The 19,657-nt window shown below is 67.1% G+C and carries 15 protein-coding genes; 6 read left to right on the top strand and 9 right to left on the bottom strand.

Translation table 11 applies throughout. The features are described 5' to 3' along the window. The first annotated feature begins 42 nt into the window (after nucleotides 1–42). Entirely contained in the window at nucleotides 43–1,737 is a 1,695-nt protein-coding gene (locus ACTJKY_RS05165) for an acyl-CoA dehydrogenase (RefSeq protein ID WP_440844631.1), read from the top strand. A 46-nt stretch (nucleotides 1,738–1,783) separates the two neighbouring features. Here ACTJKY_RS05165 and ACTJKY_RS05160 read toward each other — a convergent pair whose 3' ends face one another. Next, complete coding sequence (locus ACTJKY_RS05160; RefSeq protein ID WP_440844630.1) at nucleotides 1,784–2,563, bottom strand: hypothetical protein; 780 nt, start codon at nucleotides 2,561–2,563, stop codon at nucleotides 1,784–1,786. Between the two features lie 172 nt (nucleotides 2,564–2,735). On the opposite strand from ACTJKY_RS05160, the gene ACTJKY_RS05155 reads away from it, so the two are divergent. Continuing rightward, nucleotides 2,736–3,407, top strand: a complete 672-nt coding sequence (locus tag ACTJKY_RS05155) for a hypothetical protein (protein WP_440844629.1) — start codon at nucleotides 2,736–2,738, stop codon at nucleotides 3,405–3,407. A 10-nt stretch (nucleotides 3,408–3,417) separates the two neighbouring features. Here ACTJKY_RS05155 and ACTJKY_RS05150 read toward each other — a convergent pair whose 3' ends face one another. The 5 genes from ACTJKY_RS05150 to ACTJKY_RS05130 all read right to left on the bottom strand — a co-directional run bounded on the left by ACTJKY_RS05150 (nucleotide 3,418) and on the right by ACTJKY_RS05130 (nucleotide 9,566). Next, a complete protein-coding gene (locus ACTJKY_RS05150) occupies nucleotides 3,418–4,641 on the bottom strand; it encodes a threonine synthase (protein WP_440844627.1) in 1,224 nt (407 codons plus the stop codon). Nucleotides 4,642–4,698: 57 nt separating this feature from the next. Further along, nucleotides 4,699–7,230 (bottom strand): hypothetical protein, encoded by a 2,532-nt coding sequence (locus ACTJKY_RS05145; RefSeq protein WP_440844625.1) that lies wholly within the window; start codon nucleotides 7,228–7,230, stop codon nucleotides 4,699–4,701. A 510-nt stretch (nucleotides 7,231–7,740) separates the two neighbouring features. Further along, nucleotides 7,741–8,607, bottom strand: coding sequence for a signal peptidase I (lepB, locus tag ACTJKY_RS05140; protein WP_440844623.1), 867 nt, complete (start codon nucleotides 8,605–8,607; stop codon nucleotides 7,741–7,743). Beyond that, nucleotides 8,585–8,947 carry a GntR family transcriptional regulator gene (locus ACTJKY_RS05135; protein WP_093298200.1) on the bottom strand — a complete coding sequence of 121 codons (363 nt, stop codon included), beginning with the start codon at nucleotides 8,945–8,947 and terminating at the stop codon, nucleotides 8,585–8,587. Before ACTJKY_RS05135 ends, lepB begins: the two co-directional genes overlap by 23 nt. A 37-nt stretch (nucleotides 8,948–8,984) precedes the next feature. Then, complete coding sequence (locus tag ACTJKY_RS05130; protein ID WP_440844621.1) at nucleotides 8,985–9,566, bottom strand: nitroreductase family protein; 582 nt, start codon at nucleotides 9,564–9,566, stop codon at nucleotides 8,985–8,987. Nucleotides 9,567–9,696: 130 nt separating this feature from the next. Here ACTJKY_RS05130 and ACTJKY_RS05125 point away from each other — a divergent pair, with 130 nt between their 5' ends. Further along, nucleotides 9,697–11,490, top strand: a complete 1,794-nt coding sequence (locus tag ACTJKY_RS05125) for a peptide MFS transporter (RefSeq protein ID WP_440844620.1) — start codon at nucleotides 9,697–9,699, stop codon at nucleotides 11,488–11,490. Nucleotides 11,491–11,588: 98 nt separating this feature from the next. Here ACTJKY_RS05125 and ACTJKY_RS05120 read toward each other — a convergent pair whose 3' ends face one another. The 3 genes from ACTJKY_RS05120 to acs form a co-directional block, all read right to left on the bottom strand. Continuing rightward, entirely contained in the window at nucleotides 11,589–11,723 is a 135-nt protein-coding gene (locus ACTJKY_RS05120; protein WP_302847371.1) for a hypothetical protein, read from the bottom strand. A 188-nt stretch (nucleotides 11,724–11,911) separates the two neighbouring features. Continuing rightward, a complete protein-coding gene (locus tag ACTJKY_RS05115) occupies nucleotides 11,912–13,942 on the bottom strand; it encodes a M13 family metallopeptidase (protein WP_440844618.1) in 2,031 nt (676 codons plus the stop codon). Between the two features lie 138 nt (nucleotides 13,943–14,080). After that, on the bottom strand, nucleotides 14,081–16,018 hold the full coding sequence (gene acs, locus ACTJKY_RS05110; RefSeq protein ID WP_440844616.1) for an acetate--CoA ligase: 1,938 nt from the start codon (nucleotides 16,016–16,018) through the stop codon (nucleotides 14,081–14,083). Nucleotides 16,019–16,153: 135 nt separating this feature from the next. Between acs and ACTJKY_RS05105 the strand changes: the two genes are divergently transcribed. The 3 genes from ACTJKY_RS05105 to ACTJKY_RS05095 are packed head-to-tail and all read left to right on the top strand — an operon-like array spanning nucleotide 16,154 to nucleotide 19,653. Beyond that, nucleotides 16,154–17,635, top strand: a complete 1,482-nt coding sequence (locus tag ACTJKY_RS05105) for an efflux transporter outer membrane subunit (protein WP_440844614.1) — start codon at nucleotides 16,154–16,156, stop codon at nucleotides 17,633–17,635. Beyond that, nucleotides 17,625–18,947, top strand: coding sequence for an efflux RND transporter periplasmic adaptor subunit (locus ACTJKY_RS05100; RefSeq protein WP_440844613.1), 1,323 nt, complete (start codon nucleotides 17,625–17,627; stop codon nucleotides 18,945–18,947). Before ACTJKY_RS05105 ends, ACTJKY_RS05100 begins: the two co-directional genes overlap by 11 nt. A gap of 1 nt (nucleotide 18,948) precedes the next feature. Further along, a complete protein-coding gene (locus tag ACTJKY_RS05095; RefSeq protein WP_440844612.1) occupies nucleotides 18,949–19,653 on the top strand; it encodes an ABC transporter ATP-binding protein in 705 nt (234 codons plus the stop codon). The last annotated feature ends 4 nt before the right edge of the window (nucleotides 19,654–19,657 follow it).

The raw sequence follows: 19,657 nt of genomic DNA, 5'->3' as shown, positions 1-19,657 counted from the left end.
GGCGCTATAGTGCTCACAACAAGATCACAAGAGAGAGGCCTGATGTTCACCCCCGCCACCGCCGAGCAGCGTTTCGTGCTCGACCATATCGTCCGCCTGTCCGAGATCAGCGAAGAGGCCACGCCCGACCTGCTCGATGCCGTGCTTGACGGCGCTGGCCAGTTCGCCGCGGGCGAATGGGCACCGCTCGAACGGCTGGGCGATACCGAAGGCGCGCGCTGGACCGACCAGGGCGTGACGATGCCGGAGGGCTTCGCCGCCGCGTACCGCGCCTATGTCGAAGGCGGCTGGGGCACGATCGGCTCGCCCGCCGAGCATGGCGGCCAGGGCCTGCCGGTGAGCCTGTCGATCGCCGTGCTGGAGACGCTGGGTACTGCGAATATGGGCTTCTGCCTGTGCCCGGTGCTGACCGTCGGCGCGGTCGAGGCGCTGCACCATCACGGCTCGCCCGAGCAGCAGGCCCAGTATCTGCCCAGGCTCGCTACCGGCGAATGGACCGGCACGATGAATCTCACCGAGCCGCAGGCGGGCTCGGACGTCGGCGCAGTGAAGACCAAGGCCGAGCCGACCGGCGACGGCAAGTGGAAGATCAAGGGCACCAAGATCTACATCTCGTTCGGCGACCACGACATGGCCGATAATATCGTCCATCTGGTGCTGGCCCGCACGCCGGGCGCACCGGCAGGCACCAAGGGGCTGTCGCTGTTTCTCGTGCCCAAGTACCGGCTGAACGCAGACGGTACGCCGGGCGATTTCAACGACATCAAGGTCGTCTCGATCGAGCACAAGATGGGCCTCCACGCCTCGCCCACCTGCGTGCTGAGCTTCGGCGACCATGACGATTGCATCGGCGAGCTGATCGGCCCCGAGCTGGGCGGCATCCGCGCGATGTTCACGATGATGAACAATGCCCGGCTCAATGTCGGTCTGCAGGGCGTGCAGGTCGCCGAGCGCGCCACCCAGCGCGCGGTCGCCTATGCCCGCGATCGGGTACAGGGCTATCGGGGTGGTGCGCCCACCGCGATCATCGAGCATCCCGACGTCCGCCGCATGCTGCTCCGCATGAAGGCGCAGACCCAAGCCGCGCGCGCGCTGGTCTATTACGCCTTCGGCCAGCTCGATCGCGGCCGCGCCGGCGATCCCGAGGCGGACAAGCGCGTCGAGCTGCTCACCCCGCTGGCCAAGGCGCATGCGACCGATCTCGGCAACGAGGTCGCCAGCCTGGGCGTGCAGGTCCATGGAGGCATGGGCTATATCGAGGAGACCGGCGCCGCCCAGCATTTCCGCGACGCGCGTATCACCCCGATCTACGAAGGCACCAACGGCATCCAGGCCGCCGACCTGGTCGGCCGCAAGCTGAGCATGGACAATGGCGCGACGCTGCTCGGCCTGCTGGCCGACATGCGCGCCGAAGCGGAGGATGCCGGGCTGCAGTCGCTGATCGACGCCTGCGAGGACGTCGGCCGCAACCTGCTGGGCTCCGACGCCGACGATCGGCTGGCGGCGAGCTATCCGTTCCTGACGATGCTGTCGGTGGCCGTGTGCGGCTGGCTGATGGAGAAGAGTGGGCGGCTGGCGGCGCAGGGTGATGGCGAGCCGGGTTTCCTGAAGATGAAGCAGGCCGCGGCACGCTTCTATGTCGAGCAGATCGTCTCGGAAGCCCTCGGCCTGCGCGCAGCGGCGATGGCGAAGGCGGCGGTGCTGTACGCGGTGGAGGCAGAGGCGTTCGCGGCGTGAGCCCGGATGGGGACCGCGCCTCCTGGCGAGGCGCGGTCCGCCGTGTTCAGAACTTGCGCTGCTGGTGCCCGATCGTGTCGCAGGTGCCGCGGAAGCCATGGTCGGACAGGCCCTGCACGGTCACCCGCCCGGAACGCCGATCGATCGTCACCTTGGGCTTGTTGAGGCCGTTCAGCCGATAGGTCGCGCGGATCGCGTCCGGGCTGACGAACAGGTCGTAGAGATCCCACCACCCGTCCTGTCCACCCGAATGGATCGGCGGCACGAGCGCGCGCGGCAACCGGATGCGGCCGCCGCCGGCCCAGGTCTGGATCATTAGCGAGGCATCGAAGACTTGGGTCTTCGACGCGGTGTAGGTACCATATTCGTAGCGCTTGCGGTCGCGGTTCCATGTCCAGGTCGTACCGCTGGCAATGCCGTCCTTGGAGCCGTCGCCGAAGCACACCAGCCCGAGCTCGACGTTGCGACCGTCGACCACCGCGCCTTCGTCAGCGCCAGGTCGGCCATAGCCGGGATCGACGGGATAGCCGGGCCCCGGCCTTGTCGCTGAACGCTGGGCATAGTTCGGGTCGGGACGAAGATTGCCCGGCTTGCGGCAATCGGGCGGCGGCGTCGGCTGGATCGAGGCATAGCGGCCGTCCATCGTGGCGATGGTCACGCACTGGCGGCGCTCGTCGCTCCACCAATAGGTGTAGGAACGGTCGTCGCTCTTCTCGACCCGGACGAATCCATAGCCGCGGCGCTGCAGCTCGCCTTCGGCCTGGCCGCCCCGCGCGCCCACCAGATCTTCCAGCCCGGTGGTCTGCGCCTGCGCCGCAGTCGACACGCACGACGTGCAAAGCCAGACAGCGAAAAGCGCTTTCGCCCGTACACAACCCATGACAGCCTCCCTGTTTACCGAATTCCATCGGTTCTGAAGATGTTATGCGCGCCGCGGCCAACTGTCCACAAGTGCCGCCGCCATTGCACACCCGTTACCCTTCGCCCATGCTGCGCCCATGGACTTCATGAAGTGGCTCAACTCGCTCGATGAACTTCTCTACGAGGTGATGAGCTGGCTGCTGTTCTTCCCGCTCACGTTAATTCGATCGATATTTCGTCCGATCGGTATCATGGCCGAGATCGAGCAGGAAGTCGCGCTGCCCGACGACCAGCGCTACAAGGCGGTGCTCAGCCCGCCGCTGTTCCTCGCGCTGGCGCTGCTGCTGGCGCATGCGGTGGCGAGCGCGCTGGGCCAGGTCGACACGATCATCCTCAACCATCGCGGGCTCGCCAATCTGGTCAACGACAATGCGAGCGCGCTGATCCTGCGGGTGATCGTGTTCGCGGCCTTCCCGCTGTTCCTCGCCGCGCGGCTGGTGCGACGGAGCGGCAGGAAGCTCGATCGGGATACGCTGCAGCAGCCCTTTTACGAGCAATGCTATCCTGCCGCCGTCTTCGCGCTCGGCCTCGGCATCGGCACCAGCCTCTCGCTCGATCGGCATGGCATCGCCAACACCATCGGACACGGCATCGTGGCGGCCAGCATCGGCTATTACTGGCTCGTCGAGACCCGCTGGTTCGCGCGGGTGCTCGGCATCGGGCACGTCCGCGCGGCAGGCAACGTCCTGATCGGGCTGTTCGAAGGAACCGTCTTCCTGGTGGTCGTGGCGATCCTCTTCTCCGGGTAAGGAACGCGTCCTACAGGTTGCCGAGGTCCCCCACCGCATCCTTGTCCAGCCACGTCCCCGCCTCGGGCATCGGGTATTTGAGCCCCGTTGCGCAGTTGAACAGCACGGTGCGCTCCTCGGGATCGACCAGCCCGTCTCGCATCGCCTGCCGGTATGCCGCCAGCGTCGCGCCGCCCTCGGGGCAGAGCAGCAGCCCGTCCTTGCGCGCGCAGTCGTCCACTGCCTGGAGGATCGCCGGATCGCCCACGGCCAGCGCCCGCCCGCCGGACTCGCGCACCGCGCGCAGGATCAGGAAGTCGCCCACCGCGCGCGGCACGCGGATGCCCGCCGCGACCGTCGCGGCATTTTCCCAGCGCTCGGCATGCTCCTCGCCCGCCTCGAACGCGCGGACGATCGGCGCGCAGCCCGAGGCCTGCACCGCGTACATGCGCGGCCGCTTCGAGCCGATCCAGCCGAGCCGCTCCAGCTCGTCGAACGCCTTCCACATGCCGATCAGCCCGGTGCCCCCGCCGGTGGGGTAGAAGATCGCGTCGGGCAGTTCCCAGCCGCACTGGGCGGCGAGCTCCAGCCCCATCGTCTTCTTGCCCTCGATCCGATAAGGCTCCTTGAGCGTCGAGAAGTCGAACCAGCGCCCCTCCGCCGCCCCGCGCCCGACGATCGCACCGCATTCGTCGATCTGGCCGTTGACCCGGTAGACCCGTGCGCCCTGCGCGGCGATCTCGCGGACATTCACTTCCGGCGTCTCCTCGGGGCAGAGGATCACCGTCTCGATGCCGCAGCGCGCGGCATAGGCGGCGAGTGCTGCGCCGGCATTGCCGTTGGTCGGCATCGCGATGCGGGTGACGCCCAGCTCGCGCGCCATGCTCACCGCCATCACCAGCCCGCGCGCCTTGAACGATCCGGTCGGCAGCCGGCCTTCGTCCTTGACGATCGCGCCCGGACCGCCGGACTTGGGGACGGCGATCAGCGGCGTCTCGATCTCGCCCAGCGAGACGATATTCTCCGCCCGCCGCACCGGCAGCAGCTCGCGCCAGCGCCACAGGTCGGTCTGCCGCGCCGCCAGCGCCTCGCGGGTCAGCGCCGCGCCGACGCCCGCCAGATCGTAGCGCACCAGCAGCGGACGCCCGACGCGCGAGAGCCCATGCAACTGGTCCGCAGCATAGGTCTCGCCTGTCATCGAGCATTCGAGATGGGTAACGAAGCTCGGCCGCTCGGCCCGGATATTGTCCTGCATGGGCGGCAGCTTAGGAACCGCCGCCGCCCCTGTCGATGGCATGCGCCCGGGCGTGCGCTAGAGCAGCGCGCCGATGCGTTGACCGTGCACGCGGCGGCGCCAGTAGATGCGCTGCGGCAGCGTCTTGGTCATCGCCGCGCTCGGCACATATTGCAGGGTGTAGGGTGCAGTCCGATCCGGATATCCGAGCACATAGCCCGAACCCCGGCCATTGACGATGTTGGCCGCCGGCAAAGGCAAGCTGCTATTGTTCGCCCGCTCGGTCCAGCAATTGTCGAGCAGGAAGCCGCTGGCATCCGGCCAGGCGTTGGTCTGCGTCACCGAATGGAACAGCGAGTCGACCATCCGCAGATCCCACATCCCGCACCCATCGGTTCCGGAGACCCGAATCCACACCGTCTGTTCGTTGATCGTCCAGCCGGCGATGGTGGTATTCACGATTGCCGAATCCACCAAGCAGGCCGCCAGCTGGGCCAGATGATAGGATGCGCCCGAAGTGTTGTAGATGCAGTTCACCACATAGAGCCCGACAATGCCCTTGAGGCACTGCACCGGCGACTGCGCACGCGCGGTGGTAAAGGCCTGGTGCACCGTCACTTGCCCGGCCGCGGCGTTGATCGCTGTCACGCAGCGCAGCACCGGCCCCGGGCTCCCGTCGGTGGGCGTGTAGCCGATCCAGTCGTTCAGCTTGAGCCAGGCCGGGATCGCGCCGCCGTCGAACTTCACGACAGACGAGCCCGCGGCCACGGTGAAGCTGACGCCGGCGATGTCCACCAGTTGCCCTTTGCCGGCGCCCCCGGTTTCGCTGACCGTCCCACCCTGCGGCAGTAGCGGCTGCCAGGTGTGGCCCTCGAACACGCAATCGACGAAGGTGAAGTTCTCGCGCGTCTTGTTCACGGTCGGCCGGCTGTTCTGGATGAACTGCCCGGCGTCGCCATGCGCGATCGTATAGGCGAAAACCTTGTCGCCCGGCGCGAGCGGGATCTGCCCGGCGATGCGCGCGATCCGAGCAGCGGAGTCCCAGCCCCAGCCGGGCGGGAAGCTGTCGGTATCGTTCGGCTTGATGCGGTGGCCCAGATAGGGAAAATCGCGCGTACCGTCGCAGTTGATCATGAACGGGTTCTGGCTGGTGACCGCAGCGGGATTGGTCGCCTGCAGCACGCGCAGGAAGGTGTTTCCGTCCTCCACCGAATCCTCGCTGGACGCCGCCCAGACCGGACCGCCCACGAACGTCAGCTCGGTATAGCCGCCATAGCTGCTGAACGACTGCGCCGAGGCGACGACCAGATAATCGCCCGAGTGCAGCGCCGCTTCAAGATTGCCGAACTGGCGCGCGCGGTTCCCCTGATGCGCCCAATTGCCCGAATCGCTCACCGCAACGACGTCGAACGAGACGGTGAGGGTGCAGTTCAGGCGCTGGTGGATGGTGCCGCACTCGCCGAGCACGGCATCGCAATTGGACATCATCCAGCGCGGATAGTTGAGCGCGGTGTCCGGAATGTCGCGAAAGCGCAGCGTGGCGCTCGGGCTGAAGCCCTGGGGGAACCGGCCGCTGAGCGCGTCGTCCCCCTTCGGATAGCCCAGCACCCGCGGGCGATTGCGCCCCCAGTCGTCGGTTAGCGCGCAATCATCGAACCACGCGCCCAGCCCGCGCTTCTGCAGCACTTCCTTCAGGTCCAGCGTCAGCGACTGAATCTTCGGCGCACGCCCGGTGCCGCCCGTGACCGTCCAGTCATAGTTGTACGAGAGGGGATCGACGGTAAGCACCGTCGCGCTGCGCCCCTGCCCGCGCACGATCCACTGATAGGCAAAGCCGCGCCCCACGCCGGGCGTGGGCTGCCCCACATCATTGCCATTCGCCTTGGCCCAGAGATGCTGGTCGCGCGCGCCGGGGCCGATATCGAACACCCAGATCGCGTTCTTAGTGTTGATCGTGCCGGAGAGCGGCGCGCTATCTACGGCCGCCTTCAAGGTGCGCTTCGCCGTCGCTGGCGTCGTGCCGTCATTGGCATCGCTGCCCTCGACGCGGACATAGCGGACGACCGTCGGCACGAAGCCGGCGCCGCTCGCCTCGCTGTTGAGCAGCAGTTGGATCGCGATGGTCTCCGCCATGCCGCCATAGGCCGGAGTCAGCACCGCAGACAGGGTCGCCCAGCCATTCTGGCCCGGACGCGCGGCAATTCGCACCAGATGGCCATAGCTGCCGTCCGCCGGATTGCGGCCGAACGGCGCCATCACGCTGTTACCCTCGCACGAAACGGGAATTGCGGCGGTCGTGCCGATCGCCTGGATGGTGAGGATCGTCGTCTGGGCGATGGTGGCGCCGGGATAGATGTTCAGCCAGTATCCGCGGGTGCGGCGGCAAGCCGGCACCGGATAGGTTTGGGCATCGTACACCTGATCCGCGCGCAAGGGCGCGGGACCCGCCGCCCCCTGGCCATTGAGGATCGTCCAGCCGGTCCCTGGCGTAAGCAAGGGAATGTCCGCTTCCGAAAGGAGTGTCGCTGCCGCCATGCTCGCGTCCGGCAGGGAAGCATCGGCAACCATGACTTCCATGACTTCCGGATCGGCGATTTCGGTATTGCGCATCGAACGGCTCCTTATCGTGACCTCAAGATGCGATGCTGCCCATATCCGAAACGGAAATGTGCATGGCTTCGCATCTATAGGGCTCAGAAGCCTGTTTCAGATCTACCCAGGAACGGACGCAGGCGGTCCACCGCCCCCGAAAAACTCGGAGGACGATCCCGGTCCTGTACTATGGAAACAATCGCGCGAGCAGCCACCCCGACTATGGGGATGCAGATCCCAGGACCGAAAACGCTGGTCCCGAATACGATCCCACATGCGAACATATGAAGAACATTTGCGAAAAAGTCAAGGAAATTCGCCGCTGATGCCGCAGCGCGGGGGATCACCCTGCAAGGACATGCACTAAACCGCTGCGCCGTATGCCAATAACCGCAGCGGTCGCGCGGGCAGGTTTCGGGCGTGCTGGCGGCGTTGCGCGATCTGCCCGGCGACTTGTGGCTGGGCCGCCGGCGGGCACATCCGCGGCCTAAACCGAGTCGGAAATGGACCAACCGCCTTGCAGCCGCATCAATCCTGTTTCGGCCGCAGGCTGGTGAAGCTGCGGTCCCAGCGCACTGCCGTCAGATAGGCGAGCGGGTTGAACCACGAACCCTCGCCATCGAAGCTGTGCGTCACCAGCTCGGCACGCCCGGCAATCGTCTCCAGCGGCACGGGACCGCCCAGCCCGAGTTCGTCCGAGCCGAAGCGGCTGTCGGCCGACTGGTCGCGGTTGTCGCCCATCAGGAAGACGTGGCCGGCCGGCACCGTGATCGGGCCGTAATTGTCGCCAGGGCTGAGGAAGCCGTTGGGCAGCACGGTGTCGCCCAGGTCGAGCACCTCGTAGCTGGCGCCGTTCGGCAGCGTCTCGCGATAGAGCGGCGGTTCGCAATAGAGCTTGCCATCGGCTTCCTGCGTCCGGAAGGCCGCGAGCGGGCCCTCGTCGCACGGCAACGCCGCGTCGACCGGAATCCTGGCGCTCCCCTCGGCGACGCGCGGCACGGGCTTGCCGTTGAGGATCACTACGCCGTGGCGCACCGCCACCGTGTCGCCTGGCAGGCCGATCACCCGCTTGATCAGGTCCTCCCCGTCGCCGCGCCGGACGACGATGACAATGTCGCCCCGCGCCGGGGTGCCGCCGAACAGCCGCACGGGCGCGATGTCCTTGCCATGGAGCATCAGCGAGGCCTGCGAGAAGCCATAGGGGAATTTGGTGGCGACCAGCCGGTCGCCGGTGCGCAGCGTCGGCATCATCGATCCCGAGGGGATGTAATAGGGCCGCGCCACCGCGCTCTGAAACAGGAAGAAGATGCCGATCGTCGCCGCCCAGCCGGCCAGCGTACGCTTCCAGCTCGGCTTCGGATCGGCCATGGCGTCAGGCGATCTCGTGGCTGCCATCGAGCAGCTCGCGCGCATCGAGGCCGAGCAGCGCGATATGATCCTTCACCCGCGGCCAGAAGCCGGTGAGGAAGCGTTCGCGCTCCGCCGTCCGCAGCCGCTCGACCGCACCGGGCACGACGAACATGCCGACGCCGCGGCGGACCTCGACATAGCCGTCATCCTGGAAGCTCTGATAGGCCTTGGCCACCGTCAGCGGGTTCGCGCCATGCTCGGCGGCGAGCGCGCGGACCGAGGGAAGCTGGTCCCCGGCGCGGTACTGGCCACGCAGAATCGCCGCGGCGATGATCGCGCGCAGCTTGAGGTAGACCGGGCTGTCTTCGTGCTCCAGGGCTGTCATGCTGCCATAATACAGCACATGCCCTCTGAGTCCATACTCAGGGATTCCACCGATGGACGATCTGGGACAGTTCGCCGCGCGGGCGCTCCTCCAGCGGACGGCCGGGCGTACCGATAAAGACGAAGCCGGCGATGCGCTGCCCTTCGCTGCCGAACAGATCGCGCACCGCGTCCGAATAGGCCGGCCAGCCGGTCAGCCAGCCGCCGGCAAAGCCCATCGCATGCGCGGCATGGAGCAGGTTCATGCACGCAGCCCCGGCGGACAGCTCCTGCTCCCACCGCGGCACCTTGTGCGGCTGGACGGGGGCGGAGAGCACCACCACCAGCGCCGGCGCCTGGGTGGCGAACTGGGCCGCGGCTTCCTCGTCGCGCGCGGTGGCGTCGGGCTTCTCGGCGCGCAGGATCTCGACCAGCTTCAGCGCCAGCGTGGGGCGCGCTTCGTCCGGCACGATCACAAAGCGCCAGGGGGCGAGCTTGCCGTGATCGGGCGTGCGCGCGGCGATCGCCACCATCTGATCGAGTTGCTGGGGGCTGGGCCCCGGCGCCACCAGATCGCGCGGCTTGCCCGATCGGCGGGTCTGGAGAAGGCTGAGCGGCGTGGTGCGATCGTTGAAGGTCATGCGCGCCATCTAGGGTGCTGTCCCGCCCTCGCCAAGCCGCGCGACTTTACAGCGGCGATGCAGGCTCTAGTCTGCGCGCCCATGCACCGGGCCCATGCGCCCGGATCCCACCTTTAGGACGTAAACCTGCATGGTCGACACACCCACTGCCGATTCCCCGGCAGAACCGGATATCTCCCACGTAAACCCCGCTTCCGAAAAGACCTGGTTCGGCCATCCTCGCCAGCTGGCGCGGCTGTTCTCCACCGAGATGTGGGAGCGCTTCGGCTTCTACGGCATGCGGGCGCTGCTGACGCTCTACCTCACCCAGCACTTCCTGTTCGGCGACCGCGAGGCGACCGGCCTGTACGGCGGCTATACCGCGCTGGTCTATCTCACCCCGCTGATCGGCGGCTATCTGGCGGACCAGTTCCTCGGCTCCAAGCGCGCGGTAAAGTTCGGCGCGATCCTGATGTCCATCGGCTATTTCGTGCTGTGCTTCGGCGGCCAGACCGCCACGCCCTATGCCAAGATCGACGGCCAGCGCTACGAAGTGGCGGTGGAGAAAACCGCCGCTGGCGAGCAGCGCTATGTGCTCGATTCCGGCCACAGGCAGCTGATCAAGGGCAATGACGACGGCTCGATTACGCTCAGCGAGAACGGCCAGACCGTACGGACGATCGCCAAGGGCGGGTTCGTATCTGAGGCCGATCGTAGCCCCTTCTACGTGATGGTGATGCTGATCGCGCTGTCGATGGTGTCGGTCGGCAACGGCTTCTTCAAGCCGAACATCTCGACCATGGTGGGCGAGCTCTATCCCAATGGCGACACAAGACGCGACGCCGGGTTCACCATCTTCTACATGGGCATCAATCTCGGCTCCACCCTGTCCCAGGCGCTCTGCCCGTGGCTGGCGGTGGCGGTCGGCTGGTGGGCAGGCTTCGGCCTCGCCGCGATCGGCATGCTCTTCTCCTGGGCGCTGATTCAGCTCGACGGCGGCAAGCTCAACGGCATCGGCGAGCCCCCCGCCAAGGCCGCCAACCGCAGCCAGCAGCTGATGATCTATGTCGGCGCGATCTGCGTCGTGCCGCTCTTCTACCTGCTCTACACCAATCTGATGGCGGCCGAGCCGGCCCCGCCGGGATCGGGCATCCTCGGCTACATCGCCTCGCTGTCGCTGATGGGCAAGCTGCTGTTCGGTACCTTCCTGATCGGCGTGCCGGCAATCCTGATCTGGTCCTTCTTCGCGGGCGATCGCCGCGAGTTCCAAATGATGCTCGCTGCCATGGTGCTGATCGTGTTCAACGTCGTCTTCTGGACGCTGTTCGAACAGGCAGGCTCGTCGCTCACCCTGTTCGCCGATCGCAACACCAACCTGTCGATCTTCGGCTGGTTCACCATGACCGCCGGGCAGACGCAGAGCTTCAACGCGCTGTTCATCGTGCTGCTCGCGCCGCTGATGTCGCTGCTATGGGCGGGCCTCGCCAAGCGCGGGCTCGAGCCGAGCATCCCGGTGAAGTTCGGCATCGCGCTGGTCGCGGTCGGCGGCGGCTTCCTGTTCCTGGTGTGGGGCGCGCAATGGGCCGACACCAGCTTCAAGGTCTCGGTGTGGTGGATCGCCGGGCTCTACTTCATCCACAGCTTCGCCGAGCTGTGCATCTCGCCGGTGGGCCTCAGCATGATCACCAAGCTGTCGATCGCGCGGATCGTCGGCATGATGATGGGCGTGTGGTTCCTGTCGATCTCGGTCGCGCAATATGTGGCGGGGGTGATCGCGCAGTTCGCCAGCGTCGAGACGGTGGGCGGCCAGGTGACCAACCTGAAAGTCAGCCTGGATACCTATCTCAGCGTGTTCACGCTGATCTCGGAATGGGCGATTGGGCTCGGCGTGCTCCTGCTGCTGCTCAGCTGGCCGCTCAAGCGCTGGATGCACGGCGTCAAATAACGCCGGCTCCGAAAGAGGGACGGGGCGCCGCGGAAATGGGGGGACAGCGGCGCCCCTGTCGTTCGCCCGAGGGGGAGTGGGCGAACGAGTCTCGAAAATCAGGCCGCGAGCGGCAGGAACGCCAAGGCTTCCTGCTCATTGGCTGCCGCGAGCGCACGGACGTTCGCAGTGCTCGTCTGGCCGGTGGCGGCCATACGGCGGTGGGCGAAATAAAGCGCGATCAGCGAAAACATGACAACCTCGAAACAGCTTTGCTGCAATGCAGCGCGGGCGCCGCATCTGGTTCTCGCCAGCTGAGTCCGCAACTGCAAAGCCCCTCCGCCGCAGTTGCAGTTGCCGCAAGTGCGAACGTTTCCCCTCCCAGAATCAAAAAAGGCCCGGCGTCGCCGCCGGGCCTTTTCCGTAATAATACGAATGGTGCTTACCAGATGTGCACGCGCTGATCCGGCGGGAGGTACAGCTTGTCGCCCGGCTTGACGTCGAACGCCTTGTACCAGGCATCGACATTGCGGACGATGCCGTTGACCCGGGCGGTCGCCGGCGAATGCGGATCGGTGAGCAGCGCCTGACGCTGCGCATCCTCGCGCACCTTGACCCGCCAGGCCTGCGCATAAGCGAGGAAGAAGCGCTGGTCGCCGGTGAGGCCGCCGATCGGCTGCGCCTTGCCATGCTTCGCCTGGTACTTCTGATAGGCGCCATAGGACGCCTCGACCCCGCCGAGATCGCCGATATTCTCGCCCAGCGTCAGCCGGCCGTTGATCTTGGTACCCGGCACCGGCTCATAGCTATCATACTGGTCCGCCAGCGCCTTGGTGCGCCCGGCAAAGTCTTCCTTGGCCTTGGGCGTCCACCAGTTCTCGAACTTGCCGGTCGGGCCGAACATGCTGCCCTGATCGTCGAAGCCATGGCCCATCTCATGGCCGATCACCGCGCCGATCGCGCCGTAATTGACCGCCGGATCGGCATAAGGATCGAAGAAGGGCGGCTGCAGGATCGCTGCCGGGAAGGTGATCTGGTTCGACAGCGGGTTGTAATAGGCGTTCACCGTCTGCGGCGTCATTGCCCACAGGCTGCGATCGACCGGCTTGGGGAAACGCGACAGTTCCAGCTGGTGCTCGAACTCGCCCGAGCGCATCACGTTGCCGAGCAGATCGCCCCGCACCACCTTCAGCGCCGAATAGTCGATATACTTTTCCGGATGGCCGATGCGCGGCTCGAATGCGGCGAGCTTGGCGAGCGCGGCCTTGCGGGTCGAATCGTCCATCCAGGTCGACGCTTCGATCCGCTCGCGATAGGAATCGCGCAGATTTTCGATCAGCTCGGCCATCTGCTTTTCGGCTTCGGGCGGGTAATATTTGGCGACATAGGCCTTGCCCACCGCCTCACCGAGGGCACCGTTGACGATCTGCACGCCGCGTTTCCAGCGCTCGCGCTGCACCTGCACGCCCGACAGCGTCTTCGAATAGAAGTCGAACCGCGCCTGGTCGAACGCCTTGGGCAGATAGGTCGCGTGGTCGCTGACGAAGCGATAGGCGAGATAGTCCTTCCACGTCTGCAAGGGCGTCGCCGCGAAGATCTTGCCCAGCGCGATCAGCGCGGTGTTCTGGGTCATCAGGATCTGCGGCGAGCTGTCGAGCCCCGCGGTCTTCAGCATCAGCGCCCAGTCGAACTCGGGCGCCTTGGCAGTCAGCCCGGCGATGGTCTGCGGATCGTTGAGCTTGGCGATGTCGCGGCTCTGCTCGGGCGACCACTGGACCTTGGCCATCGCGGTCTCGAGCGCGACGATCGCATCGGCCTTGGCGCTGGCATCGGGGATGCCCGCCAGTTCCTGGATCTTCTGCACATAGGCCCGATAGGCGGTGCGCGCCGCATCGAACTTCGGGCCCTGGTTCAGGAAATAGTCCCGCGGCATGCCCAGGCCGCCCTGGCCCACCGCCGCGGTATACTTGGTCGGATCGGCGAGGCTGGGGCTCATCTCCACTTCGACCGGAGTGGCATAGCCCACGCTGGCGAACAGCACCTGCAGCGCGCCCTTGTCCTGCACGGCGGCGATGCGGCCGAGATAGGGCTTGAGCGGCGCGGTGCCGCGCGCCTCGATGCCCGCCTCGTCCATCCAGCTGGCGTAGTAATCGCCGATCTGCTTGCCGCTCGCGCCATAAGCGGCGGGGTTCTTGGCCATGTCGTCGAGCAGAGCGCGGACGTTGTTCTCGGCGGCGAGCGCCAGATCGACGAACGGGCCGGCCGAGGTGCGGTCGGCGGCGATCTCGGTGCGCGTTGCCCAGCCGCCATTGGCGAAGGTCCAGAAATCGTCGCCCGGCTTCACGCCGGCCTGCTCGGCAGTCAGGTCGACGCCGAAGCTGCCATATTTGGGTTTGCCCGTCTGGGCGAGCGCAGGCGCGGCGACGAGCAGGGCAACGGCGCTGGTCAGCAACAAAGAACGACGCAATTTCATGATGTTAGACTTCCCCACCACGGTGTGTGTTAGCAAAGTGTAACGGCGGGTGCCGGGCGCCGCAATGGTATTTTGTTACAACCGATACTGTCCATGGGGACATCCCTCCTCCCGGCAGGTGCGGGAGGAGGGACGGGATCACCCCACCCGGTTGGCGACCAGATCGTCGACCACTGCGGGATCGGCCAGCGTCGAGGTGTCGCCGAGGCTGCTCACATCGCCCTCGGCGATCTTGCGCAGGATGCGGCGCATGATCTTGCCCGAGCGGGTCTTGGGCAGGCCCGGCGCGAACTGGATCGCATCGGGCGTGGCGATCGGGCCGATCTCGCCGCGCACCCAGTCGCGCAGTTCCTTGCGCAGTGCCTCGCTCGATTCCTCGCCGGCGTTGAGCGTCACATAGGCGTAGATGCCCTGCCCCTTGATGTCGTGCGGCATGCCGACGACCGCTGCTTCGGCCACCTTGTCGTGGAGCACCAGCGCGCTTTCCACTTCGGCGGTGCCCATGCGGTGGCCCGAGACGTTGATCACGTCGTCGACCCGGCCGGTGATCCAGTAATATCCGTCGGCATCGCGGCGGCAGCCGTCACCGGTGAAATACTTGCCGCGATAGGTGGTGAAATAGGTCTGGAAGAAGCGCTCGTGATCGCCCCAGACGGTGCGCATCTGCCCCGGCCAGCTGCGCGCGATGACAAGGTTGCCCTCGGTCGCGCCTTCGAGCAGCGCGCCGTCGCCGTCGACCAATTGCGGCTCGATCCCGAAGAAGGGCATGGAGGCCGAACCCGGCTTGAGCGCGGTGGCGCCCGGCAGCGGAGTGATCATGTGGCCGCCCGTCTCGGTCTGCCACCAGGTGTCGACGATCGGGCAGCGCCCCTCGCCCACCACGTCATGATACCAGCGCCACGCCTCCGGGTTAATCGGCTCGCCGACCGAGCCGAGCAGCTTGAGCGACTTGCGGCTGGTCGACGTGACGTAGCTGTCGCCTTCCTTCATCAGCGCGCGGAGCGCGGTGGGGGCGGTGTAGAGGATCTCGACCTGGTGGCGGTCGACGATCTGCCACATCCGGCCGGCATCGGGCCAGGTCGGTACGCCCTCGAACATCAGCGTGGCGCCGCCGTTCGCCAGCGGGCCGTAGACGATATAGCTGTGCCCGGTGACCCAGCCGATATCGGCCGCGCACCAATAGACCTGGCCCGGCCGGTAATCGAACACCACCTCATGGCTGTACGCCGCCCAGAGCAGATAGCCGCCGCTCGAATGGAGCACGCCCTTGGGCTTGCCGGTCGAGCCGGAGGTGTAGAGGATGAACAGCGGGTCCTCGGCGTCCATCGGCTCGGCCGGGCAGTCGGCGGACACCTTGGCGGCGGCCTCATGATACCAGAGGTCGCGGCCGGGCTGCATCGCCACCTCGCCGCCGGTCGCCTGGACGACGATGACCTTCTCGAGCACCGGCGCGTGGCGTTGCGCGGCATCGACATTGGCCTTGAGCGGCACGCGCTTGCCGCCGCGCCGGCCCTCGTCGGCGGTGATGACGATGCGGCTGTCGCAGTCGACGATGCGGCCCGCCAGTGCCTCGGGCGAAAAGCCGCCGAACACCACCGAATGGATCGCGCCGATCCGCGCGCAGGCGAGCAGCGCCACCGCCGCCTCGGGGATCATCGGCATGTAGACGGTGACGCGGTCGCCCTTCCGCACGCCTTCCGCCTTCAACACATTGGCGAAGCGGCAGACCTGTTCGTGGAGCTCGCGATAGCTGATCCGGCGCGCCTCTTCCTTGGGATCGTCGGGTTCCCACAGGATCGCGGTCTGGTCGCCGCGCGTCGCCAGATGGCGGTCGAGGCAGTTGGCGGCGACGTTGAGCTTGCCGTCGGCGAACCAGCGGATGCGGAAATCGGCCTCGTCGAAGGACCAGTCGCCGGCGGTGGCCGGCGGCACGATCCAGTCGAGACGCTTGGCTTGCTCAAGCCAGAACCCGTCCGGATCGGACAGCGACTGGGCGTGGAGACGTTCATACGCTGCGGCATCGACGCGGGCGGTCTTCGCCCAGCTTTCCGGCACCGGATACAGATTCTCGCTCATCAAGACCCCTCCTGGTCGGCGGGCATCTAGGAGCGCAAGGGCTGGCTAGGCAAGGTACCCGTCCACGCAAGATCGTTTCGGAGGCACATGTTTTTTTGGTGGAACCGCGAAAGCGTATCAGCCATATAAGACGCTATGGCACGACCTGCGCTTGCTCTGTTGCTCTGTGCGGCGCTGCCGCTTGCAGCCTGCTCCACCGGTTCCGGCCACCCGCAACAGACCGCCGCGAACGTCACGGTGCCCGACCATTTCTCGGTCGATCCCGCCCAAAAAGCGCGTGAGGATCTGTCTCGCTGGTGGGACAGGTTCGACGATCCGATGCTCGGCCAGCTGATCGGGCAGGCGCAGACCGCCAATCTGGACATCGCCCAGGCAATCGTTCGGCTGCGTCAGGCACGCGAGTCGCTGATCCAGTCGCGGTCCGCGCTGTTCCCCGGGGTCACCGGCTCCGCCGGTTATTCGCGCAACGAGCCGCTGCGGGGCGGCAGCGTCACCACGCAATTGCCCGACGGCACCATCGCGTCCTTCTCGCAGGGCGGCAGCAGCAACTTCTCGCTGGGCTTGGACGCGAGCTATCAGGTCGACCTGTTCGGCGGCGTGCGCAGCGGCGTGCGCGGCGCGCGTGCGAGCCTGGAAGCGGCCGGGTTCAACCAGGCGGCCGTGCTGCTTTCGGTCGAATCCGAAACGGCGCGCAACTATGTGCAGGCGCGGCTTTCGCAGGCGCAGCTCGCCAACGCCCGCGAGAGCCTCGCCATCCAGGACGAAAATCTCAGCATCGCGCAGTGGCGGGTGCAGGCGGGCCTCGTCTCCTCGCTCGATGCCGAGCAGGCGCGTGCCCAGCGATCGCAGACCGCCGCCTCGATCCCGCAACTCGAAAGCAGCTATGCCGCCAACGTCGCGCGGCTCGGCGTGCTGACCGGCCAAACACCCGGTGCGCTGCGCGAGGCAATGGCTGCGCCCAAGCCGATCCCCCGCGGCCCCGCCAGCGTCGCCGCGGGCTTCCCCGCCGATGCGCTGCGCCAGCGGCCCGACGTGCGCGCGGCGGAGCGCAACCTGGTTTCCGCAACCGAGCAGATCGGCGTCTCGCGCGCCCAGCTCTACCCGAGCCTGTCGCTCGGCGGCAGCGTCAGCGCGGGCAGCGGCTCGGTGCGGTCGCTGCTCGACATCATCACCGGCCGCGCCTTCGCCAATGTCGCGCAGACCATCTTCGATGCCGGCCGGCTGCGCAGCCAAGTGCGTTCGGCCCGCGCCGGCGCGGACGGCGCCTTCTACAGCTACAAGGCCAGCGTGCTCCAGGCGATGGAGGAGATCGAGAATGCGATCGTCGCCCTCCAGGCCGCACGCGAGCGCGAGGCGGCGTTCCGCACCGCGCTGGAAGCCTCGACCAACCAGGCGCTGCTCGCCCGCTTCCAGTATCGCTCGGGGCTGACCGACTTCACCACGCTCAACCAGTCCGAAAGCGCGCTGCTTTCGGCCAAGAACGGCCTGTCGCAGGCCGAATCCGAACAGGCGACCGCGCTGATCCAGCTCTATGTCGCCTTGGGCGGCGGCTGGGACGAAGCCGCGCCGATCCCGCCCCTCCCTCCAAGAACAGGCAGCGCCACCGATGGCCAGTGAACCGCAGGACCTCAACGCCTTTCTGGGCACCAAGCGGCGCCCCTGGTGGCGGCGCAACCTGCGCTGGATCCTCATCGCGCTGGTCGTGGTGGTGCTGGGGCTGCTCGTCTCGCGCTGCTTCGCGCCCAAGCCCCCGCCCAACTACATCACCGTGCCGGCCGAGAAGGGCGCGCTGTCGGTGACCGTCTCCGCCACGGGGCGGCTCGCGCCGATCCGCCAGGTGACGGTGGGCTCCGAAATCTCGGGCCTCGTCCTCAAGGTGCTGGTCGACGTCAACGACCGCGTCACCGAAGGCCAGCCGATCGCGATCATCGATCCCTCGCGCCTCGACGACACGATCACCCAGAGCCGCGCGACGCTCTCGGCCAACCAGGCCGCGGTCGCCCAGACCCAGGCGACGCTGGACGAATCGACCGCGCAGCTCCGCCGCATGGAGGAGGTCAGCCGGCTTTCGGGCGGCAAGGTGCCCGCCAAGACCGAACTCGACACTGCCCGCGCCGCCGTCGCCCGCGCCCGCGCCAACCTCCGCTCGGCCCAGGCCAATGTCGTCTCCGCCGAGGCATCGCTGTCGTCGAACCAGACCCAGCGGTTCAAGTCGATCATCCGCTCGCCGGTGAACGGCGTGGTGCTCGCCCGCCAGGTCGATGCCGGCCAGACGGTCGCGGCGCAGTTCAGCACCCCGAACATGTTCGTGATCGCGCAAGATCTGACCCATATGAAGCTGGAGGTGGCGATCGACGAGGCCGATGTCGGCTCGGTCAAGGTCGGGCTGCCGGCGAGCTTCACCGTGGATGCCTTCCCCGGCCGGACCTTCCCGGCGCAGATCACCCGCGTCGACCTCGGCTCGAACCTTACCGCCTCGACGGCGACGACCAGTGCCTCGACCACCACCACCACAGCCAACCAGGTGGTCTCCTATGCTGCGATCCTCTCGGTCGCGAATCCGGACCTGACGCTGCGCCCCGGCATGACCGCGACCGCGACGATCGGGGTGGAGAAGCTGGACAATGCGCTGCTGATCCCCAATGGCGCGCTGCGTTTCACGCCGGACGACGGCGGCGCCAAATCGGGCGGCGGAATCCAGTTCGGCCCGCCCCGCCAGGCCGAGCAGAAGGCGATCGGCCGCGGCAGCAAGCAGACGATCTATGTCGTCGGGCAGGACGGCAAACCGGAGAAGGTGGAAGTCGTCACCGGCTCCAGCGACGGCAGCCGCACCGCCGTCACCAGCGCCAAGCTCAAGCCCGGCATGAAGGTGATCGTGGGCATTCAGGCAAACGCCGCCGCCAAGCCCGCCAAGGGCGACCAGAACTGACATGGCCGAGCCGCTGATCCAGCTTCAGGGCATCACCAAGACGTTCGGCGATGGGCCGACCGCGTTTCAGGCGCTCAAGGGCGTCGATCTCACGATCGATGCCGGCGCGTTCCTGGCGGTGATGGGGGCGTCGGGATCGGGCAAGTCGACGACGATGAACATCCTCGGCTGCCTCGATGTGCCGACCGGCGGCAACTACAAGTTCCGCGGCGTGCATGTCGAGCAGCTCGACCGCGACCAGCGTGCCTATTTGCGGCGCCGCTATCTCGGCTTCGTCTTCCAGGGGTTCAACCTGCTCGCCCGCACCACCGCGCTGGAGAATGTCGAGCTGCCGCTGCTCTATCGCGGCGAGCACCGCAAGGCGCGGCGCGAGGCGGCGATGTCGGCGCTGGAGCAGGTCGGGCTCGATCGCTGGGCCGATCACACCCCCGCCGAGCTCTCCGGCGGCCAGCAGCAGCGCGTCGCCATCGCGCGCGCGATCGTGACCCAGCCCGACGTGCTGCTCGCCGACGAGCCGACGGGCAATCTCGACAGCGAGCGCTCGGTCGAGATCATGAAGCTGCTCCAGCGGCTCAACGTCGAGCTGGGCATCACCGTGCTGATGGTGACCCACGAGCTCGAGATGGCGAGCTTCGCGCGGACGATCGTGCACTTCAAGGACGGGCTGGTCGAGCGGACCGAAGTCCCCGCCGGCATGGGGGCCTGAGGCG

This window comes from Sphingomonas sp. 22176 (assembly GCF_052045505.1).
In the GTDB taxonomy this organism is placed as follows: domain Bacteria; phylum Pseudomonadota; class Alphaproteobacteria; order Sphingomonadales; family Sphingomonadaceae; genus Sphingomonas.
The sequence above is the reverse complement of the archived record's forward strand: the minus strand, read 5'-3'. Positions and strand labels throughout refer to the sequence as shown.